Origin of the sequence: Kibdelosporangium philippinense (assembly GCF_021390435.2) — a bacterium.
Classification (GTDB): Bacteria; Actinomycetota; Actinomycetes; order Mycobacteriales; family Pseudonocardiaceae; genus Kibdelosporangium; species Kibdelosporangium philippinense.
In genome coordinates this window covers 827,765-848,450 of record NZ_JAJVCN010000002.1, presented here as the reverse complement: position 1 = coordinate 848,450, position 20,686 = coordinate 827,765, and the positions used below count along the sequence as shown (strand labels likewise).

The window sequence follows — 20,686 nt, the reverse complement described above, 5'->3', positions numbered from 1 at the left end:
CACACCGCCAGACGTCACAGTCCGCGACGTGCCATGTCCTCCAGTCGCCGGATTCGCTCGGCGATCGGCGGATGTGTGTCGAACAGCCGTGCAAGTTGTTCACCCGGCCGGAACGGGTTCGCAATCATCAGGTGCGACTGCGACGCGATGGCGGGCTCCGGCGCCAGCGGTGCCTGCTGCGTGCCGATCTCCAGCTTGCGCAATGCCGACGCCAGAGCGAGCGGATCACCGGTCAACTCGGCACCGGACTGGTCAGCTTGGAACTCTCGCGAACGGCTGATCGCCATCCGCACGACGCCTGCGGCGACCGGGCCGAGAATCGCGATCGCCAGCATCGCCAACGGATTCGGCCGGTCATCGTCGTCCCCGCCGAAAAGGCCGAAGAACATCGCGAAGTTGGCCAGGAAGCTGATCACGCTGGCCAGCGCGCCCGCGACACAGGAGATGAGGATGTCGCGGTTGTAGACGTGCGACAGCTCATGCCCGAGGACGGCACGCAGTTCACGCTCGTTCAGGATCTCCAGAATCCCTGTGGTGCAACACACTGCGGCATTGCGCGGGTTACGACCCGTGGCAAACGCGTTGGGCGCCTGCGTCGGGCTGATGTACAGCCGTGGCATCGGCTGGCGCGCGGCGTTCGCGAGCTCACGCACGATCCGGTACATCGCAGGCTGTTCCCATTGGGATACGGGGCGTGCACGCATGGCCCGCAGGGCGATCTTGTCGGAGTTGAAGTACGCGTAGGCGTTGACTCCGAGCGCGATCAGCAACCCGATGACCAGTGCGGTGCGCCCGAACAGCGAGCTGATCAGCAGGATGAGAGCACTCATGCCGCCCAGCAGGAGCGCGGTTTTCAGGCCGTTGTAGTGACTGTGCACGGTGAGATGCCCTCCTTCCCGGGTCTTGTGACGTCTCTTCGAAAACAACGCTCTGGTAGGAAAGGAAGTTCCTGTTAGGACCCGGCGTGGCCGAGCCGCCAGTAGCTGGCCGGTCGCACGCTGGCCCGGTCGACACCCCGCCCGACCAAGACCTCACGGACAGCCTGCATGACCTGGCGCTCACCCGCGGCCCAGACAGCAGGCCTGCCCTGTGGGAACTCAGCTGCCTCGAGCGCCTTCACCAACGGCTCAGGACTGCCCGCGGGAACACCGTTTCGATGCACCCAGACAACGTCGAGATCCTGTTCCTCGGCAGCGTCCTCGATCTCGACGAACGCCTTGATCTCGGCGGTGGGCAGCGCCTGCATGATGGCGCCGATAGCGGGCAGGGCGGTCTCGTCCCCGATGAGCAGATGCCAGTCGGCGTCCGGATTCGGCTGATACGCGGGCGACGGACCGACAAAGATCACCTCGTCACCCGGCTTGGCATTGGACGCCCACTTGGACGCCGGACCATGATCGCCATGCAGCACGAAGTCGAAATCGATCTCATTAGCTGCCGGGTCATGCCTGCGGATGGTGTAGGTGCGCATGTACGGCCGGACCCGTGACATCGCGACTCGCGCGGACTCGAGGGTGAGCGGCTCAGGCAGTTCGGCACCGGGCTCGTAGAGGTAGAGCATCACGTTCTCGTCCGTGCCCGCGCCCGCGAAGTCCTCGATCTGCGGGCCGCCGACCGTGATCCTGGCCATCCTCGGAGTGATCCGCTGGGTGCGAACCACCGGCACCCGCCACAGTTTGGTGGGCTGCCTGCGTGCCCGCCGCCGTTCAGTACTCATCGCGCCCAATGTAAGCCGCCCAGCGCACCCGAGGGCACTGCGGGTTGCGTGGGCGGCGATGGGTGAGTGTCTATTTTTCGGGTAGACGATCGAGTACCTGGCCGACCATCTGAGTCAGCGATCGAAGCTGACTGTCGACCGAGTCGAACCGGGCGTCGTGCTCCTGCAGCTTGGCGCTGTGCTCGTTCAGAAGCGCCGTGTGCTCGTTGAGCACCGTCGTGTGAACCTGCTGAGTCGCCTTGACCTCACGGAGATCCTCACGCAGTTCTTTGACGTCGTCGTCCAACCGCAGCGTCAGCCAGCGGGTCTCGGCGTGCTGGACTTCCAGCTTCCTTACCTTCCGCTCAAGGCTTTCGTCTTCGGCCATGAACCTAGTGTCGCACAATCGAACACATGTACGGCAGATCACAGTCGGGTGATTTCCGATCAGCCGCGGATCTCCATCGTGCAGCACTTCGGGCCGCCGCCGGACTTCTTCAGCTCTGAGATGTCCACGAAGATCGGCTCATAACCTCGCGTGGCCAACTGGGCCGCCAGGCTGGTGGACTCTGTGGGCAGGATGACGTTGCGGCCGTCGGATACGGCGTTCAGGCCGAAGGTTTCCGCGTCCTCCGCTGTGGCTATGACGGCCTGGGGGAACAGTCGGCGCAGGACTCGCTGGGATCCTTCGGAGAAGGCCTCCGGGTAGTAGGCAACGTTGGGTTCGTCCTCGTTGAGTACGAACAGCGCCGTGTCCAGGTGGTAGTAGCGCGGGTCCACCAGGTGCAGCGAGACCACGGGCACGCCCAGGACTTCCTGGGCCTCGGCGTGGGCTCCTGGGTCAGTTCGGAAACCGGTACCCGCCAACAGGTACCTGCCTGTCCACGCGAAGTCGCCTTCGGCTTCGTTTATGCACGTGGGCATCACCACGTTGTGGTAGCCGTTTTCGTTGAACCACCTGCGGTAGTGATCAGCCTCCGGCGCACGCTCCGCCGCGCGGAAGCGGGCGCCTAGGACGCGGCCGTCGATCACTGTCGCCGAGTTCGCGGCGAAGACCATGTCGGGGAGGCCTGGTTGGGGCTCGATGGTCTCCACTTTGTGGCCCAGTTCGGCGTAGGTGTCGTGCAGCTTTTGCCACTGCGCCAGCACCAGGTCGTGGTCTACCGGCTTCGTTGGGTCCATCCACGGGTTGATCGAGTAGGCGACCTCGAAGTAGGTCGGCGCACACATCAGATACCGCCGTGTCGTGGGCATCCGGTCCGCAGATGTCATGGATCGAAATGTAGGACCCGCATCCACAGGCGATCAAGCTCGTAGTATTGCGCTTTGGCATGCAGAATGTTGCGTGTGGACTCGATAGATCAGCGAATCGTTTCGCAGCTCGTGGCTGACGCCCGGTCAAGCTATGCCGAGATCGGCAAGGTTGTCGGCTTATCCGCTCCCGCGGTCAAGCGGCGGGTCGATCGTCTGCTTGACCGGGGCGTCCTTCGTGGATTCACCGCGGTTGTCGATCCGGAAGCACTCGGATGGGGGACGGAGGCGTTCGTCGAGGTCCGCTACCGGGGCAACGTCTCACCCGGACAGATCCGCGCCAGCCTCGAACCGCTGCCTGAGGTCGTCGCCGCGTACACGGTCTCTGGCGCGGCCGATGCGATCGTGCACCTGCGGGCCGCGGACATTCACCATCTCGAGGACGCGCTCGAACGGCTGCGTGGCGTCGACATGATCGACCGGACGGTGTCCACTGTGGTGCTGTCGACTCTGCTTGAACGGTCGCCGACGCCCGAGCCGCGTTGACACTCCCGTCCAACCGGGCGGAACGTCGAAGCGGCCGACGGACGGGCACCTCGTACCGTTCTTGCTATGACCGAAGTGGTGCTCGAGCGTGAGGACGGCGTCGCTGTCGTCACGCTCAACGTCCCGGAACGGCGTAACGCGTTGACGTTGGCCATCTCCGACGCCCTCGTCGACGCGGTCCAGACCTGTGAGAACGACGAGAGCGTGCACGCGATCGTTGTCACGGGCGCGCCGCCCGCGTTCTGCGCGGGCGCGGATCTGTCCACGCTCGGCGATGCGCAGGAAGAGGGGCTTCGCAGGATCTACGCGGGTTTCCTCGCGTTTGCTGACTGCAGCCTCCCGACCATCGCCGCGGTCAACGGTGCCGCAGTTGGCGCGGGGCTGAATTTGGCGCTCGCGTGTGACATGCGCATCGCTGGTCCGAACGCAAGGTTTGATGCGCGGTTCCTACAGATTGGGATTCACCCCGGTGGCGGCATGACCTGGATGCTGCAGCGGGCCGTCGATTCCCAGACAGCCGTCGCGATGACGTTGCTCGGGTCCGTTCTCGACGCGGAAACCGCTGTTCAGAAAGGCCTTGCATGGCGGTTGGCCGACGATCCGGTCGCCGCGTCCGTCCAGTTGGCGGCCGGTGCCGTGAACGCTCCACGTGGTCTCGTGCGTACAACGAAACAAACTTCGCGAGCGACTTCCGGCAATGTCGATCATGCGACGGCCGTTGACATTGAGATACGAGCGCAGGTGGCGTCTATGACCTCATCGGAGTTCACGCAGCGGCTGGACAAGCTGCGAACGCGGATCACCGGCCGGTCGTAGGTGTTACCGGCGGTAACATATACTTATGGCATGTGACGTAGACCGCTTAGGCAGTACCGGTCCAAGCCCGGTATCTACCTTTGGTAACAGGTAAGGACTAGTCCGTCTGCAGCTAGGTGCGAGGCCGACGCGAGGTTCGAGGACTAGGCTCGAAGCGGGGCAAGCAACTGAATTCACGGTTGCGACAGAGAGGGATCAGGCGAGCCCAATGAGCACAGGTGTCGAGGGTGAAACCAACGGCCACGCGCTGAAGACGTCAAGGCACACCGAGATCACGAAGCTCGACCGCGTGGTCATCCGGTTCGCCGGCGACTCTGGCGATGGCATGCAGCTCACCGGTGACCGCTTCACATCCGAGGCCGCGGCCTTCGGCAACGACCTCGCGACGCTGCCGAACTTCCCGGCCGAGATCCGCGCTCCACAGGGCACGTTGCCCGGTGTGTCGAGCTTCCAGCTGCACTTCGCTGACTACGACATTCTCACGCCAGGCGACCGGCCGGACGTCCTCGTCGCGATGAACCCCGCCGCGCTGAAGGCCAACATCGGCGACCTCCCACCAGGTGGGACACTGATCGTCAACACCGACGAGTTCAACAAGCGCAATCTCCAGAAGGTCGGCTACGACGCCGACCCGCTGGAAAACGAGTCGCTCGAGTCCTACCAGGTGCACAAGGTCGCGATGGCCACGATCACCCGTGGCGCGCTCGAGGAGACCGGCCTTTCCAAGAAGGACGCCGAACGCGCGAAGAACATGTTCGCGCTCGGCCTGCTGTCCTGGATGTACCACCGGCCGACCGAGGGCACCGAGCAGTTCCTGCGGGAGAAGTTCGCCAAGAAGCCGGACATCGCCGAGGCCAACATCTTTGCCTTCCGCGCGGGCTGGAACTACGGCGAGACAACGGAATCCTTCGCGACGACCTATCAGGTCGCGCCGGCCAAGCTGAACAAGGGCACGTACCGCCAGATCACCGGGAACACCGCGCTGGCATACGGAATCGTCGCCGCTGGGCAGCGCTCCGGGCTGGAGATCGTGCTCGGCACGTACCCGATCACACCAGCGTCGGACATCCTGCACGAGCTGTCCCGGCACAAGAACTTCGGCGTGACGACCATCCAGGCCGAGGACGAGATCGCCGGTATCGGTATGGCGCTCGGCGCCTCCTACGGCGGCGCGCTCGGCGTGACCTCGACCTCCGGTCCCGGTATCGCGCTGAAGTCCGAGACGATCGGCCTCGGCGTGATGACCGAGCTCCCGCTGGTCGTGATCGACGTCCAGCGCGGTGGCCCGTCGACCGGTCTGCCGACCAAGACCGAACAGGCCGACCTGTTGCAGGCGATGTTCGGCCGCAACGGTGAATCGCCGGTGCCGATCATCGCGCCGCAGTCACCCGCGGACTGCTTCGACGCGGCCGTCGACGCCGCGCGGATCGCTTTGGAGTACCGCACTCCCGTGCTGCTGCTGTCGGACGGCGCGATCGCCAACGGTTCGGAGCCGTGGCTGATCCCCGATGTCGAGACGCTGCCGGACCTGCGCGTGACCTTCGCCTCCAAGCCGAACGCGACCGACGGCTCGGACGAGCACTGGCCGTACGTACGCGATCCGGAGACGTTGGCCCGCGAGTGGGCGATCCCGGGAACACCCGGCCTGCAGCACCGGATCGGTGGTCTGGAGAAGCAGGACGGAAAGGGTTCGATTTCCTACGATCCGGCTAACCATGACTTCATGGTGCGGCTGCGCCAGCGCAAGATCGACGGCATCAAGGTGCCCGACCTCGAAGTGGACGACCCGTCCGGCAAGGCACGGGTGCTCGTGCTCGGCTGGGGATCGACGTTCGGGCCGATCGGGGCGGCCTGCCGTCGCGTCCGCAAGCTCGGGCAGGCCGTGGCACAGGCACATTTGCGGCACCTCAACCCGTTCCCGGCGAACCTGGGTGACGTGCTGCGCTCGTACGACCGGGTAGTGATCCCGGAGATGAACCTCGGCCAGCTCGCCCTGCTCCTGCGGGCCAGGTACCTGATCGACGCGATCAGCTACACCAAGGTCGCTGGCCTGCCGTTCAAAGCCGAGGAGCTGCAAGGGGTGCTCACAGACGTTGTGAAGGGGGTCTCGGCATGACCGCCATCGACCTCGGTTTGCCCGGCCTTGCCGGCATTCCGACCACTGACGAGAAGCAGACCGCCAAGGACTACAAGTCGGACCAGGAGGTCCGCTGGTGCCCTGGGTGCGGTGACTACATCGTGCTGAACGCCGTGCAGGCGTTCATGCCGACGCTTGGCCTCAAGCGCGAGAACATCGTGTTCGTGTCCGGGATCGGCTGCTCATCGCGGTTCCCGTACTACATGAACACCTACGGCATCCACTCGATCCACGGCCGTGCGCCGTCGATCGCGACCGGTCTCGCGGTGGCTCGCCCCGACCTGTCGGTGTGGGTCGTGACCGGCGACGGTGACGCGCTGTCCATCGGTGGCAACCACCTGATCCACGCACTGCGCCGGAACGTGAACCTGAAGATCCTGTTGTTCAACAACCGGATCTACGGCCTGACCAAGGGGCAGTACTCACCGACCTCGGAGACCGGCAAGATCACCAAGTCGACGCCGATGGGGTCGCTCGACCACCCCTTCAACCCGATCTCGCTGGCGCTTGGCGCCGAGGCGACGTTCGTCGGGCGCGCGCTGGACTCCGACCGCAAGGGCCTGACCGAGGTCCTGCAGGCCGCGGCGCAGCACCGGGGTTCGGCACTGGTGGAGATCTACCAGAACTGCCCGATCTTCAACGACGGCGCGTTCGACGTACTGAAGGACCAGGGCGAGAAGGAGCGCAGGCTGATCCCGCTGCGGCAGGGTGAGCCGGTGCGCTTCGGCCCGGACGGCGACTACGGCTTGGTGCGCGCCGGATTCGGCGGCCTGGAAGTGGCCAAGGTCGCGGATGTCGGCGAGGAGAACCTCGTCGTGCACGACGCGACCATCGAGGACCCGACGTACTCGTTCGCACTGTCCCGGATCGGTGGCGAGGACCTGTCCCACACGGTCACCGGCATCTTCCGCAACGTGCAGCGGGCGACGTACGACGACCAGGCGCGCCACCAGGTCACCACCGCCAAGGCAGCGAAGCCCGCGAACCTGCAGGCCCTGCTGAACGGCCGCGACACCTGGACCGTCGACTAAGAACCTCGTGAGTGGTTATTCGGGTTAGAACCCGAATAACCACTCACGAGGTCTTTCAGCTCACGGACTTCAGGAGTTCGTTGAGCTGGTGGATCATTCGCTGGCTGTCGGCCGGGAAGTACGTGCCGCCTTCGACTTCGTCGCTGTCGATGGACTGGACGAGGTAGCGACCCGCGTCCGTGTCGATCCAGCCCAGGTTCGGCTCCTGCGTGATGTGACCGTTGCGATCCCGGCCGAGCACCGCGAAATGGCCTGAGCCGAGGCGTTTGCGGCGCAGCATCTCCTCGGCGCCACGCAGCTGGGCCGGGTTCACGGTCTGGACCGGGCGCGCGACCGGCTGACGGAAGCCGCCCTCGTCGTCCGTGGGCGCTGGATGGGCCTTGGGGCGCGTCACGGTCACCGACTGGCCAGGACCCGCGTTGAGGGGCGGCAGGAGCGCCGCGATGCTGCGTGCCAGGCCTTCCGGCCGGATCATCTCGAACTTCAGCAGCTGGTCGTCCTGGACGACCACCATGCCGCGCCTCGCCGTGACCGCTCCGCGCGCGTAGACCTTCCGGCCGCCGTCGACATCGCCCATCACAGCGATCGCGACTTGGAAGTCGTTGAACAGCCGCAGTGCGGCCGTGACCTCAGGGCCGAGGCCTTGGTGGTCCGCCAGGCCCCGGTTGATCAGATCGTCCTTGATCGCGCCCGCGATCCGTACCCGGTCGTCCGCGAATTCGCCGAAACTCGGGATGGTGAACGGGTAGACCCGGCAATTGAGCTCAAGTCCCTCAGACAAGATGTCGATCGCCGCGAACGACAACCCGAACGTCGTGGGCATTTCCCGCCAATCTGCTGCTGCGCTCTCCCCCGCAGCACGTTACCAACCGGCGTGTCACGGGGCAGCGAAAAGCAGGGTTCGGTTGCGGCCAGCGGCCTTGGCGGCAAGCAAAGCGAGATCCGCCGCGTTCATGACCTCTTCAAGGCTTGTGCCGTGGTCAGGATGGGCGGCCACACCGACCGACACGGTCACGGCGTCTTCGACGGCGAACCTTTCGACGCGGCGGCGGATGCGTTCGGCGACGGCCATCGCGTCCTGCTGCGAGGTCGCCGGTAGCAGGATGACGAATTCCTCGCCGCCGAACCTGCCGAGGATGTCCGTACCGCGGACTTCGGCCCGCAGCACCTCGGCGACTCCTTTCAGGTGTTTGTCGCCGACCAAATGGCCGTATCGGTCGTTGATCGACTTGAAATTGTCGAGGTCGAGCATCAGCAGTGCCGCTTTCTCGCCACGCTTGAGGTGGGCTTCGGCATCGTTCGACCACGAGGCGGAATTCAGCAGACCCGTTTTCGGATCCGTCCGCGCCTGATCCCGGAACTGCACACTTCGATGCATCACAAGGGTTATCCCGATGATCAACAGCAGTACAAACGGCCAGTCGACAAGTGCCCACCCGACCACGATGCCGAGCGCGATCGTCGACGCCTCCAAGGCGTAGTCCCCAGGCGTGGCGGTCGCGTGGCAGAAATAGCACAACGCCCATTTGAAGATCAGGAAAACCAAGCCAGCGCCGACAACGAGACTGAATGACACGATGTCGCGCGGCGCGTCATCGAACTTGCCGTGACTCAACACCGCGTAGCCCGCGCTGGCCGCGTAACCTGCGACGATCGTGGCCGATGCGAAGAAAGCCTTGCGGTACAGCCGGTCCGGCCGGACACGAACCCATTGCGCGAAGTACGAAACCGCGATCACCACCGCCGACAGTGCCGGGTGCAGCAGCAGGATCGCCGCGAACATCCACACCGCATTCAGGTCGATGAACGGCCGGGAGATCCTCGACCGTTCGATCGGCCGAGACAGTTCCGGGTAAACCAGCGCACAACTGATGAGCAGCACAAACGGAAGCAAATCGGCGGACGGTACCGGAATCAGCGACAAAGCGAAGACGACACCCGTGACCGCGAGTATGTCGACGGCAAGCACATATCCAATCCGGGCACGGTTGGACAGCTGCCACAAAGCCCAGCGCCGAACCCCCATACGGCCGATCTGGTCCGCCATGCAGGAACCGTAACGGACCCCATCGTGTGCGTCACTCCGACATTAGGGGCATGGATTCTTGTTAACGCTACGACAGAACACGGAAACCAACACGTTCAGCATCACTCGGCGACCGGAACCACACCTCCGCCACAATCCGGTCAAACTGCGGGTTGTCCTGCGTGCAGTACCGAAGTGCGGTCACGCTGGCCTTGACACTGAACTCAGGCGCCGGGGCGCCACCGCCGGGCAGAGGCATCGCGGACCCTGGGCCGAACGGTCCGGGTGGGACGAACTCGTCACCGGCTTCTTCCCCTTGCTCGCCGGGGACCGGGAGGACGGGTTCGAAGAGGGACCGGCTCGAGTCGTGCTGTGGCTCGGCGTCCGCGGGTGGGGCCACGGGCTCGAAGCGCTGCGTCGGGCCCGGCTCGACGGGGATCACCGGGTCGGGATCCGGCAGCTTCGGGGGCTCGATGCGGTCCGGCAGCTCAGAGTCGAAATGCTGGGTGGCCTCGGGCTGGTAGTGCGGCGCGGGCTGGGGCTCGTAGTTCTGCTCGGGGTCCGGCAGAGACGGGTCATAGTGTGGGACGGGTTCGGGTTCCGGCAGCTTCGGTGGCTTGATGGGCTGCGACGGCTCCTCGAAATGCTGGCCGGACTCGAAGTGCGCGGCCTGAGGCTCGTAGCTGTGACCGGGCTCGGGCAGCGGCGGGTCGAAATGCTGGGTGACCTCGGGCTGGTAGTTCTGAGCGGGGTCCGGCAGAGGCGGGTCATAGTGCTGAGCGGACCCCGCTGCGGCCGATTCGTAGCTCTGGACAGGCTCCGGCAACGGCGGGTCATAGTGCTGAGCGGACCCCGCTGCGGCCGGTTCATAGCTCTGAGCAGCCTCCGGCAACGGTGGGTCGTACTGCTGCGCCGGGTCCGGCTCGTGGTCCTGCGAACGGATCATCCCATCCGGGATCGGCGTCGTGTGCTGGGCGAAGATCGTGCCCCGCGCGTCGACCTGCTCGTCGTCCTCGACGTCGGTGATCAAGTGCGGGTCCGGGTCTTCTTCCTTCGCGAACCAGTCATCCCCCGACGACTCAGCCTTTTCCGGCATCCGCAGGTCCGCGGGCGGCACGAAAACCGTCGTGCTCTCGGTGAACTGGCGGAACGGGCTGTCCGACAGCTCGGTGTCGCTCTCGTCCGGGATCGGCGGCTCGGGTGGAGCCTGCGGATCCAACCGCGACGAGAAGGGCTGCGGAGCGAATGGGCTCGGCTGGTCCTGTGGACTGCCGAGGCCCGGCTGCGCGGCGATCGTCATCGGCGGCGGAGGCAGCTCCGGAGGCGCCGTCAGACCGGGCTGCGCGGAGGCTGGCATTGGTGGTGGCGGCAGCTGTGGCGGGCGGATCGGCTGGTGGGGCGTGCCCTGGGGCTGCGGTGTTGCCTTAGGCGTGTTGAAGAGGTCGTCGAGGAACCGGTCCGCTTCTTTACCGGTCGGCGGACCGACCGGCTCGGCGACCCGAGTCGGCTGCTTGACCTCACGCGGCCGGTTCTCGCCAGCTTCCTCCAGCTCGATCACGCGCTTGCGCATCGGCCGGACCAGCAGCAACCACGTGAACAAGACACCAAACAGGAACGACCCTAGGCTCCATAGCCAGACCTGGCCGAAGATCTGCATGCACTCGCTCCCTCGTGGACCCCACCCCTTTTCAACACTACGGGGTTAATGGATCACAGACTTAGCGGGTCCGCTCGATGACGTACCGCGTCAGCAGCTCAAGGGCATCGCGGGCGGGGCGGTCCGGCAGTACCGCGAGCGCGGTCTGCGCACGCTCAGCGTACTGCTCGAGCGTCTCCCGTGCCCGCTGCATGCCCGTGGAGGCGCGCAGCAGCTCGAGTGCTTCCTCGACCTCGGCGTCGTCGGAGATCGGCCCGGCGAGCAGCTCGTTGAGGCGGTCGTTGCCGTCCACGGCCAGTGCGTAGATCATCGGCAGGGTTTTCACGCCTTCCCGCAGGTCCGTACCGGGGGTCTTGCCCGATTCGGCTGCTGGCGACGCGATGTCGATGATGTCGTCGGAGATCTGGAAGGCCGCGCCGATGATCTTGCCGTAGCGGTGCAGGGCCTCGGTCTGCTCGGGTGTCGCGTTGGCGAACATGCCCGCGTAGCGGCCTGCCGTCGCGATCAGTGAACCGGTTTTCTGGCCGATCACCGACAGGTAGTGCTCGACGGCGTCCTCGCCGGGCGCTGGGCCCACCGTCTCCCGCATCTGGCCGGTGACCAGCTCGGAGAACGTTTCGGCGATGATCCGGGCGGCATCCGTGCCAAGGTCGGCGACCAGGCCGGACGCGTGGGCGAACAGGAAGTCGCCGGTCAGGATCGCGATGGTGTTGTCCCACCGGGCGTTCACGCTGTCCGCGCCGCGACGCATGGTCGCTTCGTCCATCACGTCGTCGTGGTACAGCGTTGCGAGGTGTACCAGCTCGACAGCCGCGGCCGCCGTGATGACGTCGGGCAGCGGGCCGTCGGCGATGTGCGAGGAGATCAGGGTGAAGAGCGGACGGAAGCGTTTGCCACCCGCGTTGACCAGGTGCAGGGCGGCCTCGTCGATGAACGAGACATCGCTGTCCGCGACCCCGTGCAGGATCTTCTCCACATCGGAGAGGGCAAGGCCAACGGCCTTCACCAGGTCAGGATCCGCCGCGCTCAGCCCCAAGGGCAGGCGCGGGTCTCCAACGGCCGGCGTCTGTTCGGCTGTCACGTCGTTGTCGCTCCCCGGCAGCAGTTTTACCAAGTCCCCTCAGCGTAAACGCTGAGGGGACCATGAGGCTGTCCAGTCAGGGGGACCGTGGTGTACAGCACTGTGTTGAATTGCCTCGCTCCGCTCGGCGGGCTTGGTCGCCAGAGCCAAACTGTCACATTCCGACCCCCTACGGGGGCCGCCCACCCCCAACCGCAGGTCCACCACGCCCCACGCGACCAGCATCGCTCACGCGCTGGTCGACAGCGTAGGCGGGGCGATGCTGGGCGTGTTGCGTGGCGTAAATGATCGGCGCGACCAAGCCGTTAGAACGCGAAGGTCCCCGTGCTGGCCCAGTCCAGCGCGAACGCGGGCACCAGGCCCAAGACCAGCGTGACCAGCACGCCAAGGGTGATCGCGACTGTCGTGAACATGCCAGGCACGGTCACGGACGGGCCGTCGGGTGCCGGGTCGCTGAAGTACATCAGCACGATCACCCGCAGGTAGAAGAACGCGGCCACGGCCGAGGCGATCAGCGCGATCACCACGAGCGGGGTCATGCCCTCCTGGATACCCGCCTGGAACACCACGAACTTGCCGATGAAGCCGCTGGTCAGCGGGATGCCGGCCATGGCGAGCAGCAGGAACGTGAACACCGCGGCCAGCACCGGCGACCGCTTGGCCAGACCAGCCCACTTGGACAGGTGCGTGGCCTCGCCAGCGGAGTCACGCACCAGGCTCACCACACCGAACGCGGCCAGCGTGGTGAAGCCGTAGGTCAGCAGGTAGAACAGCGTGCCCGACAGGCCTTCCTGGCCCAGCGCGATCGCACCGACGAGCAGGAAGCCCGCGTGCGCGATCGACGAGTACGCCAGCATCCGCTTGACGTCGGTCTGGGTCAGACCGAGGACCGCGCCGATCACCATCGACGCGATGGCCACGACCCACAGCACACCGCGCCATTCCCAGCTGGTGGACTCGAACCCGACCGTGAGCACACGCAGGATGCCGCCGAACGCGGCGACCTTCGTGCACGCGGCCATGAAGGCCGTGATCGGGGTTGGCGCGCCCTGGTACACGTCCGGCGTCCACGCGTGGAACGGACCGACCGATGCCTTGAACAGCAGACCCACGACCAGCAGACCGAAGCCACCGAACAGGAGCGTGTCGGACGCTGCCGAACCGGCCGCCGCGTTGGCGATGTCGGCCAGCTTGACCGAGCCCGCGTAGCCGTACAGCAGGGCCAGGCCGTACAGGAAGAACGCCGAGGCGAACGCGCCGAGCAGGAAGTACTTGACCGCGGCTTCCTGCGAGATCAGCCTGCGACGCCTGGCGAGACCGCACATCAGGTACAGCGGGAGGCTGAGCACCTCGAGTGCGATGAACATGGTCAGCAGGTCGTTGGCCGCGCAGAAGATCATCATCCCGGACAGCGCGAACAGCGTCAGCGGGAAGACCTCGGTCTGCATCCCGCCGGACTGGGCCTGCACCCGGTCCTGCACGGTGCCCGGCCGGATGCCCGCGGTCGCGACGAACGCACCTCCGCGCTCCACGGTCCGGTCGGCGATCAGCAGGACCGCGCCGAGGCCGAGGGCCAGCAGCGTGCCCCACAGGAACAGCGCTGGCCGGTCGACCGCGATCGTCCGGTACAGCGTGGTCAGCCCACGCTGTGGCGGCGCGTCGGTGACGTAGAAGATGAACGACGCGCCTGCCGCGACGATCGCCAGCAGCGACAGGGTGACCTGCGCGGCCCACCGGTTCGCCTTGGACACGAACGCCTCGACCAGCACCCCGGCACACGCCGCGCCCAGCAGGATCAGGATCGGCAGGATCGCCGAATACTCGATCTCCGGCGCGCCGATCGGTGCCTGCGTCGGTGGTTGTAGAGCCAACACGTCACTTGCCTCCCACTGGGTCGGCCAGGCCGACCGACTGCAGCGTTGCGTCCACCGTCGGCTGGAGCACGTCCAACACCGGCGCCGGGTAGAAGCCCAAGAAGATGATCAAGATGACCAGCGGGGCCAGTACGACCTTCTCGCGCACGCCAAGGTCCTTGATGCCGACCTTGGCCGGGTCGGTCGCGGTCCCTGGGCCACCGGCGACGCTGACCAGCGCGTTGCCACGCACCGGGCCCTGGAAGACCCGCTGGTAGGCCCACAGCACGTACGCCGCGGCCAGGATCATGCCGACCGCGCCGAGGATCGCGTAGACCGGAGCGTTCGGGTACGACCCGACCAGCACGAGGAACTCGCTGACGAACGAGTTCGTGCCGGGCAGCGACAGCGCCGCGAGACCACCGAACAGGAACAGCCCGGCGAGCAGCGGCGTGACCTTGGAAAGGCCGCCGTAGTCGGAGATCAGCCGCGAGTCACCACGCGCGATCACCATGCCGACGACAAGGAACAGCATTCCGGTCGCCAGGCCGTGGTTGACCATGTAGAGCGCCGAACCGGCGATCGACTGGGTGGAGAAGGCGAAGATGCCGAGTCCGATGAAGCCGAAGTGGGCGATGGAGATGTACGCCATCAACCGCTTCATGTCGTTCTGGCCGGTCGCCAGGATCGCGCCGTACAGCAGGCCAAGCACCGACAGGATGAGCACGAGCGGCGCGAGTTCCTTGCTGGCCGCGGGGAAAAGCGGCAGGCAGTAGCGCAGGAAGCCGAACGTGCCGATCTTGTCGAGCACACCGACCAGCAGCACACCGGTGCCGATCGGAGCCTCCGCGGTCGCGTCGGGCAGCCAGGTGTGCAACGGAACCAGCGGCGCCTTGATCGCGAACGCCACGAAGAAGCCGAGGAACAGCCAGATCTGGGTGCTCAGCGGCGCCTGGTCCATCACGTTCGACAGCGTCTGCCAGTCCAGCGTGCCGACGCCGCCGTTGTAGTCCTTGCTGACCACGAAAAGGCCGATCACCGACGCGAGCATGACCAGCCCGCCGAGCAGTGAGTACAGGAAGAACTTCATCGCCGCGTACTGCCTGCGCGGCCCGCCGAAGCGGCCGACAAGGAAGTACATCGGGACGAGCACGGCCTCGAAGAACACGTAGAAGAGGAACACGTCGGTCGCGGCGAACACGCCGACCATGCCGGTCTGCATCACCAGCAGCAGCGAGTAGAACCCTGCCGCGCCACGGCCTTCCGGCAGTTTGTCGGCCCACGACCCGCCGATCACGATCGGCGTCAGGATGCCGATCAGCGCGATCATCGTCAGCGCGATGCCGTCGATGCCGAGCGAGAAGTGCACGCCGAACGACGGGATCCAGTCGGCCGAGAGGGCCAGCTGGATCCGGGAACCGTTGGGCACGAAGGCGATCCACGCGGGGACGACGAGGACCAGCTCGATCAAGGAGACCGTCAGCGCGGTCACCTTGGCCATCCGGTCGTCCTTCATGAAGGCAACCACGATGCCGCCGAGCAGCGGCAACAGCAGCAGGGCCAGCAGGAAAGCCGCGCCGCTGCCAGAAGTGCCCGCAGCCATTGGGGCCGGCACAGTGTTCATCAGGAGAACCTCACCATCAGCAGCGCGGCGATCACGAGGATCCCGCTTGCCAGCATGCTCAGCGCGTAGGAACGCACGAACCCGGTCTGCAGACGGCGAAGTCTGCCTGAGCTACCGCCCAACGAAGCCGCGATCCCGTTCACCATGCCGTCGACACCCTTGTTGTCCACATAGACCAGTGCGCGGGCGAGCCACGTGCCCGGCCTGGCGACCAGGGCCTCGTTCAAGGCGTTGCCGTACAGGTCGGCACGAGCGGCGCGGACCACCGCGGACACCCTGGCCGGCTTGACCACCGGAACGTCCTTGCGGCCGACAATGAGCCAGGCCAGCAGGACACCGAGGACCGAAAGGCCGATCACCAGGATCTGAATCGTGCCGTGCGACAGGACGCCGTGCTCGACTTCCTGTAGCGGCTGCAGCGACGGGGCCAGCCAGTTGACGAACCGGTCACCGCTGGTGAAGAAGAAGCCAGCGCCGATCGAGCCGATCGCCAGGATGATCATCGGAACGGTCATCACGGACTTGGCCTCGTGCGGGTGGAAGTCCGAGCCGTCCTCGGCCTTCAGCTCCTTCCAGCGCTGCTTGCCGAAGAACGTCATCAGCACCAGCCGCGTCATGTAGAACGCGGTCAGCCCCGCACCGAGCAGTGCCGCGCCGCCGAACACCCAGGCGCGCCAGCCTTCCTGGCCGAACGCGGCCGCGATGATCGCGTCCTTGGTGAAGAAGCCGGAGAACGGCGGAATGCCGATGAGGGCGAGGTAGCCGAGCAGGAACGTGCCGAACGTGACCGGCATGATCCGCCACAGGCCGCCGTACCTGCGCATGTCCACTTCGTCCTTCATGGCATGCATCACCGAACCGGCCCCGAGGAACAGTCCGGCCTTGAAGAAGCCGTGGGCGACGAGGTGCATGATGCCCAGCGCGTACCCGAACGGGCCGAGGCCGACCGCCAGGATCATGTAACCGATCTGCGAAACGGTCGAGTACGCGAGGACTTTCTTGATGTCGTCGTACGCGCACCCGATGATGCACCCGATCAGCAACGTGATCGCGCCGATCACGACCACGACCAGGCGGCCGTCGGCGGTCAGGTTGTAGAGCGGGTTGGCACGGGCGATCAGGTAGACGCCCGCGGTTACCATCGTCGCGGCGTGGATCAGGGCCGAAACCGGAGTCGGGCCCTCCATCGCGTCCGGCAACCACGCCTGCAGCGGGAACTGGCCGGACTTACCGCAAGCACCCAGCAGCAACAGGATCGCGATCGCGGTGACCGTGGCGGGCGACAGCTCGCCGACCCGCGCGAACACCTCGGTGTACTGCGTGGTGCCCAAGTTCTTGAACAGCAGGAAGATCGCGACGGCCAGACCGACGTCACCGACGCGGTTCATCAGGAACGCCTTCTTCGCGGCGGTGGCCGCGGACGGACGGTTCTGGTACCAGCCGATCAGCAGGTAGGACGCGAGGCCCACGCCTTCCCAGCCGAGGTACAGCGTCACGAAGCTGTTTCCGAGCACCAGGATCAGCATCGCCGCGACGAACAGGTTCAGGTAGCCGAAGAACCGGCGCCTGCCGTCGTCATCGGCCATGTAGCCGACCGAGTAGATGTGGATCAGCGAACCGACACCGGTGATCAGCAGGACGAACGTGATCGACAGCGGGTCGAGTCGCAGTCCGAAGTCGACAGTCAGCGCGTTCACGTCGATCCAGGTGAACAGCTTGGCTTCCTGGATCTGGCTGCTGCCCGAGTCGAAGAACAGCGCGATGCCGTACGCGAACGACGCGACGATCGTGAGGATGCCGAGCAGGTGGCCCCACGCGTTGGTGCGACGGCCGCCTACCAGCAGAACGAGAGCGCCGATGGCGGGCAGCGCGATGAGAAGCCACGCCGAGCTAGCCAGTCCGCTCGCCGGGATCACCTGCTCGGCGGCGGCAAGGCTGAGTTTCTGGGACACCTGCTACCCCTCTAGTACTTCAGCAAGTTCGCGTCGTCGACCGAGGCCGTGCGACGGGTGCGGAAGATGGACATGATGATCGCCAGGCCGACGACGACCTCGGCCGCGGCGACGACCATCACGAAGAACGCCATCACCTGGCCGTCCAGCGAACCGTTGATCCTGGCGAAGGTCACCAGGGTCAGGTTCACCGCGTTGAGCATCAGCTCGACGCACATGAACACCACGATCGCGTTGCGCCGGACCAGCACGCCCACCGCGCCGATGGTGAACAGCAGCGCGGAGAGCAGCAGGTAGTACGTGGGGGTCACTCGTCACCCTCCTTTGAGGACGCCTTGAGCGCGTGGGCGTCGGGGCCGGGGGCCGAACCCGCGACGGACTCGACGTCCTCAGCGAGCTCGCGCGAGGCCGTGGCCTCGATGATCGCGGAGACCGACTCCGGCGCGATCGAACCGTCCGGCAGCAAGGCCGGAACCGCGACCGAGCTGGCCGTCGCGTACACACCGGGACCGGGCAGCGGGCTCGGCCGGTCGTGCTCGCCGCGGAAGCGAGCGTCGGCCAGCTCACGCTGGGTCGCACGCTTCTTGCCGGTGTAGCCGAGGACCATCGCGCCGACCGCCGCGGTGATCAGCAGTGCGGAGGTGAGCTCGAACGGGAACAGGTAGTCGCTGAAGATCGCGCGACCGATGTTCGCGACGTTGGCACCGCCCGCGTTCTGCTCGTTCAGCCCGACCGGCCGGACCGAGGTCAGCGCCTCGGCCACGCCGGAGACCAGCAGACCAGCCAGGCCGATGCCGAGGATCGCGGCCCAGACCCGTTGCCCGCGAAGGACTTCCACGACCGAGTCGGAGGAATCTCTGCCGACGAGCATCAGCACGAACAGGAACAGCATCATGATCGCGCCGGTGTAGACGATGATCTGCACGAAGCCGAGGAACGGCGCCTGCTGGATCATGTACATGATGCCGAGCGACAGCATGGTCATCACCAGGAACATCGCCGAGTGCACGGCGTTGCGGGCGAAGATCATGCCGAGTGCGCCGGCCAGCGCGAGCGGGGCGAGGATCCAGAACGAGATCGCCTCGCCCTGCGACACCTTGGCCACCTCGGCGGCCTGTGCGAGCAGCAACGGGGAGTTCACTTGGCCTCCTCCTGCGCCTGCTTGGCCAGCTCAGGACCCTTCACGTAGTAGTCCTGCTCGTTGTCGCCCAAGCGCATCGGGTGCGGCGGCATCTCCATGCCGGGCAGCAGCGGGGCGAGCAGGTCTTCCTTGGTGAAGATCAGTACCTGGCGGTTGTCGTTGGCCAGCTCGTACTCGTTGGTCATGGTGAGCGAGCGGGTCGGGCACGCCTCGATGCACAGGCCGCAGCCGATGCAGCGCAGGTAGTTGATCTGGTAGTCCGCGCCGTAGCGCTCACCGGGGGAATAACGCTCCTCGTCGGTGTTGTTGCCACCTTCGACGAAGATCGCGTCCGCCGGGCAGGCCCACGCACAGAGCTCACAGCCGACGCACTTCTCCAGCCCGTCCGGGTGCCGGTTGAGCTGGTGCCGCCCGTGGTACCGAGGCGCGGTGACCTTCTTGACCTCCGGGTACTTCTCGGTGGCCACCTTCTTGAACATCATCCCGAAGGTGACGCCGAAACCCTTTACCGGATCAAGAAACCCCATCGTCGCCCTCCTTTGCGCCAGCCGCGACGGTCTGACGCCTGCCGGCACGCGAGCGGGCCTGCTTGGTCCGCCTCGGTTTGCTCGGAATCTGCAAGTCGATCGGCGGCACCGGGAAGCTGCCGCCGGACATCGGCACGCGGCCGTACCGTGGGTCCCTGCGGTCCGGGATCATCATCACCAGCGCGATCAGCAGGAGGACGGCGAACCCGCCGATGATCAGCCATCCGGTGACGGTCATCTGGTCGGCCACGTTGACAACGGTGAGCGCGACGATGAACACCAGGCTGATCGGCACGAGGAACTTCCAGCCCAGCTTCATGAACTGGTCGTAGCGGTAACGCGGGAGCGTGCCGCGGATCCAGATGAAGAAGAACAGCGCGAGGCCGATCTTGCCGATGAACCACAACATCGGCCACCAGCCGGTGTTGAAGTAGCCATTGTTGATCTGGTCGATGCCCCACGGCGCCTTGTAACCGCCAAGGAACAGCGTCGCGCCCATCGCCGAGACAACGATCATGTTGATGTACTCGGCGATGTAGAAGATCACGAACTTCATCGAGCTGTACTCGGTGTGGAACCCGGCGACCAGCTCCGACTCGCCTTCCGGCAGGTCGAACGGGGCCCGGTTGGTCTCACCGACCATCGCGATGATGTAGATGATGAACGCGGGGAACAGCGAGAGGCCGAACCACAGGCCGTGCTGGCCGTCCACGATGTCGCCGAGCGACAACGAGTGCGTCTGCAGGATGACCGCGACGATCGCCAGGCCCATCGCGATCTCGTACGAGATCACCTGCGCGGCCGACCGAAGGCCACCGAGCAGCGGATACGGGGTGCCAGACGACCAACCCGCGAGCACGATGCCGTACACACCGACCGACGAGGCCGCCAGCACCACGAGCACGCCGACCGGCAGGTCGACCAGCTGCAGCACGGTCTGCTCACCGAAGATCGACACCTGCCCGCCGAACGGCATCACCGAGAGGCCGATCAGCGTCGGCGCCAAGGCGAGCACCGGAGCCAGCCGGTAGGTCACCTTGTCCGCGGTACGCGGGATGACCTCTTCCTTGAACGGCATCTTGATCGCGTCGGCGATCGGCTGCAGCAGACCGAACGGACCGACCCGGTTGGGGCCTGGCCGGTTCTGCATCCGGCCGATCAACCGCCGCTCGGCCCACACCGTGATCATGGCGGTGAGCAGCGCGAACAGGAAGATGAACAGCACCTTCAGCAGGATCAGCCAGATCGGGTCGTCGGCCAACAGCTCTGCCCTGGTCATGCCACATCTCCCCAGGTCATCAGTCGTGAGTGGTTATCAGTGTTAGAACACGGATAAACACTCACGAGG

At 65.8% G+C, this 20,686-nt stretch carries 19 protein-coding genes; 4 read left to right on the top strand and 15 right to left on the bottom strand.

Annotation, left to right across the window (positions count from 1 at the left end; genetic code table 11):
• Positions 1-14: 14 nt before the first annotated feature.
• The 4 genes from htpX to ddaH form a co-directional block, all read right to left on the bottom strand.
• The gene (gene htpX, locus LWC34_RS22945; protein ID WP_233727222.1) at positions 15-878 is read right to left on the bottom strand and encodes a zinc metalloprotease HtpX; all 864 of its coding nucleotides are present in this window, start codon (positions 876-878) and stop codon (positions 15-17) included.
• A gap of 74 nt (positions 879-952) precedes the next feature.
• Complete coding sequence (locus LWC34_RS22940) at positions 953-1,717, bottom strand: siderophore-interacting protein (RefSeq protein ID WP_233727221.1); 765 nt, start codon at positions 1,715-1,717, stop codon at positions 953-955.
• 70 nt (positions 1,718-1,787) lie between these two features.
• The gene (locus tag LWC34_RS22935) at positions 1,788-2,084 is read right to left on the bottom strand and encodes a hypothetical protein (RefSeq protein WP_233727220.1); all 297 of its coding nucleotides are present in this window, start codon (positions 2,082-2,084) and stop codon (positions 1,788-1,790) included.
• Positions 2,085-2,143: 59 nt separating this feature from the next.
• A complete protein-coding gene (gene ddaH / locus LWC34_RS22930) occupies positions 2,144-2,968 on the bottom strand; it encodes a dimethylargininase (protein ID WP_372496569.1) in 825 nt (274 codons plus the stop codon).
• A gap of 75 nt (positions 2,969-3,043) precedes the next feature.
• On the opposite strand from ddaH, the gene LWC34_RS22925 reads away from it, so the two are divergent.
• The 4 genes from LWC34_RS22925 to LWC34_RS22910 all read left to right on the top strand — a co-directional run bounded on the left by LWC34_RS22925 (position 3,044) and on the right by LWC34_RS22910 (position 7,477).
• On the top strand, positions 3,044-3,493 hold the full coding sequence (locus LWC34_RS22925; protein ID WP_233727219.1) for an Lrp/AsnC family transcriptional regulator: 450 nt from the start codon (positions 3,044-3,046) through the stop codon (positions 3,491-3,493).
• A gap of 66 nt (positions 3,494-3,559) precedes the next feature.
• Positions 3,560-4,309 (top strand): enoyl-CoA hydratase, encoded by a 750-nt coding sequence (locus LWC34_RS22920; protein ID WP_233727218.1) that lies wholly within the window; start codon positions 3,560-3,562, stop codon positions 4,307-4,309.
• A 208-nt stretch (positions 4,310-4,517) separates the two neighbouring features.
• Positions 4,518-6,425, top strand: a complete 1,908-nt coding sequence (locus LWC34_RS22915) for a 2-oxoacid:acceptor oxidoreductase subunit alpha (RefSeq protein ID WP_233727217.1) — start codon at positions 4,518-4,520, stop codon at positions 6,423-6,425.
• Positions 6,422-7,477: a 2-oxoacid:ferredoxin oxidoreductase subunit beta gene (locus tag LWC34_RS22910; RefSeq protein WP_233727216.1), complete on the top strand. Its 1,056-nt coding sequence runs from the start codon at positions 6,422-6,424 to the stop codon at positions 7,475-7,477. The genes LWC34_RS22915 and LWC34_RS22910 overlap by 4 nt, the downstream gene beginning before the upstream one ends.
• A 55-nt stretch (positions 7,478-7,532) precedes the next feature.
• On the opposite strand, the gene LWC34_RS22905 is transcribed toward LWC34_RS22910, so the two are convergent.
• The 11 genes from LWC34_RS22905 to nuoH form a co-directional block, all read right to left on the bottom strand.
• On the bottom strand, positions 7,533-8,300 hold the full coding sequence (locus tag LWC34_RS22905; RefSeq protein WP_233727215.1) for an ESX secretion-associated protein EspG: 768 nt from the start codon (positions 8,298-8,300) through the stop codon (positions 7,533-7,535).
• A gap of 54 nt (positions 8,301-8,354) precedes the next feature.
• The gene (locus LWC34_RS22900; protein ID WP_233727214.1) at positions 8,355-9,524 is read right to left on the bottom strand and encodes a GGDEF domain-containing protein; all 1,170 of its coding nucleotides are present in this window, start codon (positions 9,522-9,524) and stop codon (positions 8,355-8,357) included.
• A 67-nt stretch (positions 9,525-9,591) separates the two neighbouring features.
• Positions 9,592-11,160 (bottom strand): sunset domain-containing protein, encoded by a 1,569-nt coding sequence (locus LWC34_RS22895; RefSeq protein ID WP_233727213.1) that lies wholly within the window; start codon positions 11,158-11,160, stop codon positions 9,592-9,594.
• A gap of 61 nt (positions 11,161-11,221) precedes the next feature.
• Positions 11,222-12,241, bottom strand: coding sequence for a polyprenyl synthetase family protein (locus LWC34_RS22890; RefSeq protein WP_250109449.1), 1,020 nt, complete (start codon positions 12,239-12,241; stop codon positions 11,222-11,224).
• 305 nt (positions 12,242-12,546) lie between these two features.
• Positions 12,547-14,115, bottom strand: coding sequence for an NADH-quinone oxidoreductase subunit NuoN (nuoN, locus tag LWC34_RS22885; RefSeq protein ID WP_233727212.1), 1,569 nt, complete (start codon positions 14,113-14,115; stop codon positions 12,547-12,549).
• Between the two features lies 1 nt (position 14,116).
• On the bottom strand, positions 14,117-15,718 hold the full coding sequence (locus LWC34_RS22880) for an NADH-quinone oxidoreductase subunit M (RefSeq protein WP_233727211.1): 1,602 nt from the start codon (positions 15,716-15,718) through the stop codon (positions 14,117-14,119).
• A complete protein-coding gene (nuoL, locus tag LWC34_RS22875) occupies positions 15,718-17,616 on the bottom strand; it encodes an NADH-quinone oxidoreductase subunit L (RefSeq protein WP_233728836.1) in 1,899 nt (632 codons plus the stop codon). Before nuoL ends, LWC34_RS22880 begins: the two co-directional genes overlap by 1 nt.
• A gap of 65 nt (positions 17,617-17,681) precedes the next feature.
• Positions 17,682-17,981, bottom strand: a complete 300-nt coding sequence (nuoK, locus tag LWC34_RS22870; RefSeq protein ID WP_042182552.1) for an NADH-quinone oxidoreductase subunit NuoK — start codon at positions 17,979-17,981, stop codon at positions 17,682-17,684.
• The gene (locus LWC34_RS22865; protein ID WP_233727210.1) at positions 17,978-18,811 is read right to left on the bottom strand and encodes an NADH-quinone oxidoreductase subunit J; all 834 of its coding nucleotides are present in this window, start codon (positions 18,809-18,811) and stop codon (positions 17,978-17,980) included. Before LWC34_RS22865 ends, nuoK begins: the two co-directional genes overlap by 4 nt.
• The gene (nuoI, locus tag LWC34_RS22860) at positions 18,808-19,338 is read right to left on the bottom strand and encodes an NADH-quinone oxidoreductase subunit NuoI (protein ID WP_233727209.1); all 531 of its coding nucleotides are present in this window, start codon (positions 19,336-19,338) and stop codon (positions 18,808-18,810) included. Before nuoI ends, LWC34_RS22865 begins: the two co-directional genes overlap by 4 nt.
• Entirely contained in the window at positions 19,325-20,617 is a 1,293-nt protein-coding gene (nuoH, locus tag LWC34_RS22855; RefSeq protein WP_233727208.1) for an NADH-quinone oxidoreductase subunit NuoH, read from the bottom strand. The genes nuoI and nuoH overlap by 14 nt, the downstream gene beginning before the upstream one ends.
• Between the last annotated feature and the right edge of the window lie 69 nt (positions 20,618-20,686).

Bases quoted from the DNA above. Each gene is read 5' to 3' on its own strand.
- LWC34_RS22900 (WP_233727214.1), bottom strand. From the start codon at position 9,524: ATGGCGGACCAGATCGGCCGTATGGGGGTTCGGCGCTGGGCTTTGTGG.
- LWC34_RS22940 (WP_233727221.1), bottom strand. From the start codon at position 1,717: ATGAGTACTGAACGGCGGCGGGCACGCAGGCAGCCCACCAAACTGTGG.
- LWC34_RS22910 (WP_233727216.1), top strand. From the start codon at position 6,422: ATGACCGCCATCGACCTCGGTTTGCCCGGCCTTGCCGGCATTCCGACC.
- nuoH (WP_233727208.1), bottom strand. From the start codon at position 20,617: ATGACCAGGGCAGAGCTGTTGGCCGACGACCCGATCTGGCTGATCCTG.
- LWC34_RS22895 (WP_233727213.1), bottom strand. From the start codon at position 11,160: ATGCAGATCTTCGGCCAGGTCTGGCTATGGAGCCTAGGGTCGTTCCTG.
- LWC34_RS22935 (WP_233727220.1), bottom strand. From the start codon at position 2,084: ATGGCCGAAGACGAAAGCCTTGAGCGGAAGGTAAGGAAGCTGGAAGTC.
- LWC34_RS22920 (WP_233727218.1), top strand. From the start codon at position 3,560: ATGACCGAAGTGGTGCTCGAGCGTGAGGACGGCGTCGCTGTCGTCACG.
- LWC34_RS22880 (WP_233727211.1), bottom strand. From the start codon at position 15,718: ATGAACACTGTGCCGGCCCCAATGGCTGCGGGCACTTCTGGCAGCGGC.
- LWC34_RS22915 (WP_233727217.1), top strand. From the start codon at position 4,518: ATGAGCACAGGTGTCGAGGGTGAAACCAACGGCCACGCGCTGAAGACG.
- LWC34_RS22905 (WP_233727215.1), bottom strand. From the start codon at position 8,300: ATGCCCACGACGTTCGGGTTGTCGTTCGCGGCGATCGACATCTTGTCT.
- nuoI (WP_233727209.1), bottom strand. From the start codon at position 19,338: ATGGGGTTTCTTGATCCGGTAAAGGGTTTCGGCGTCACCTTCGGGATG.
- ddaH (WP_372496569.1), bottom strand. From the start codon at position 2,968: ATGACATCTGCGGACCGGATGCCCACGACACGGCGGTATCTGATGTGT.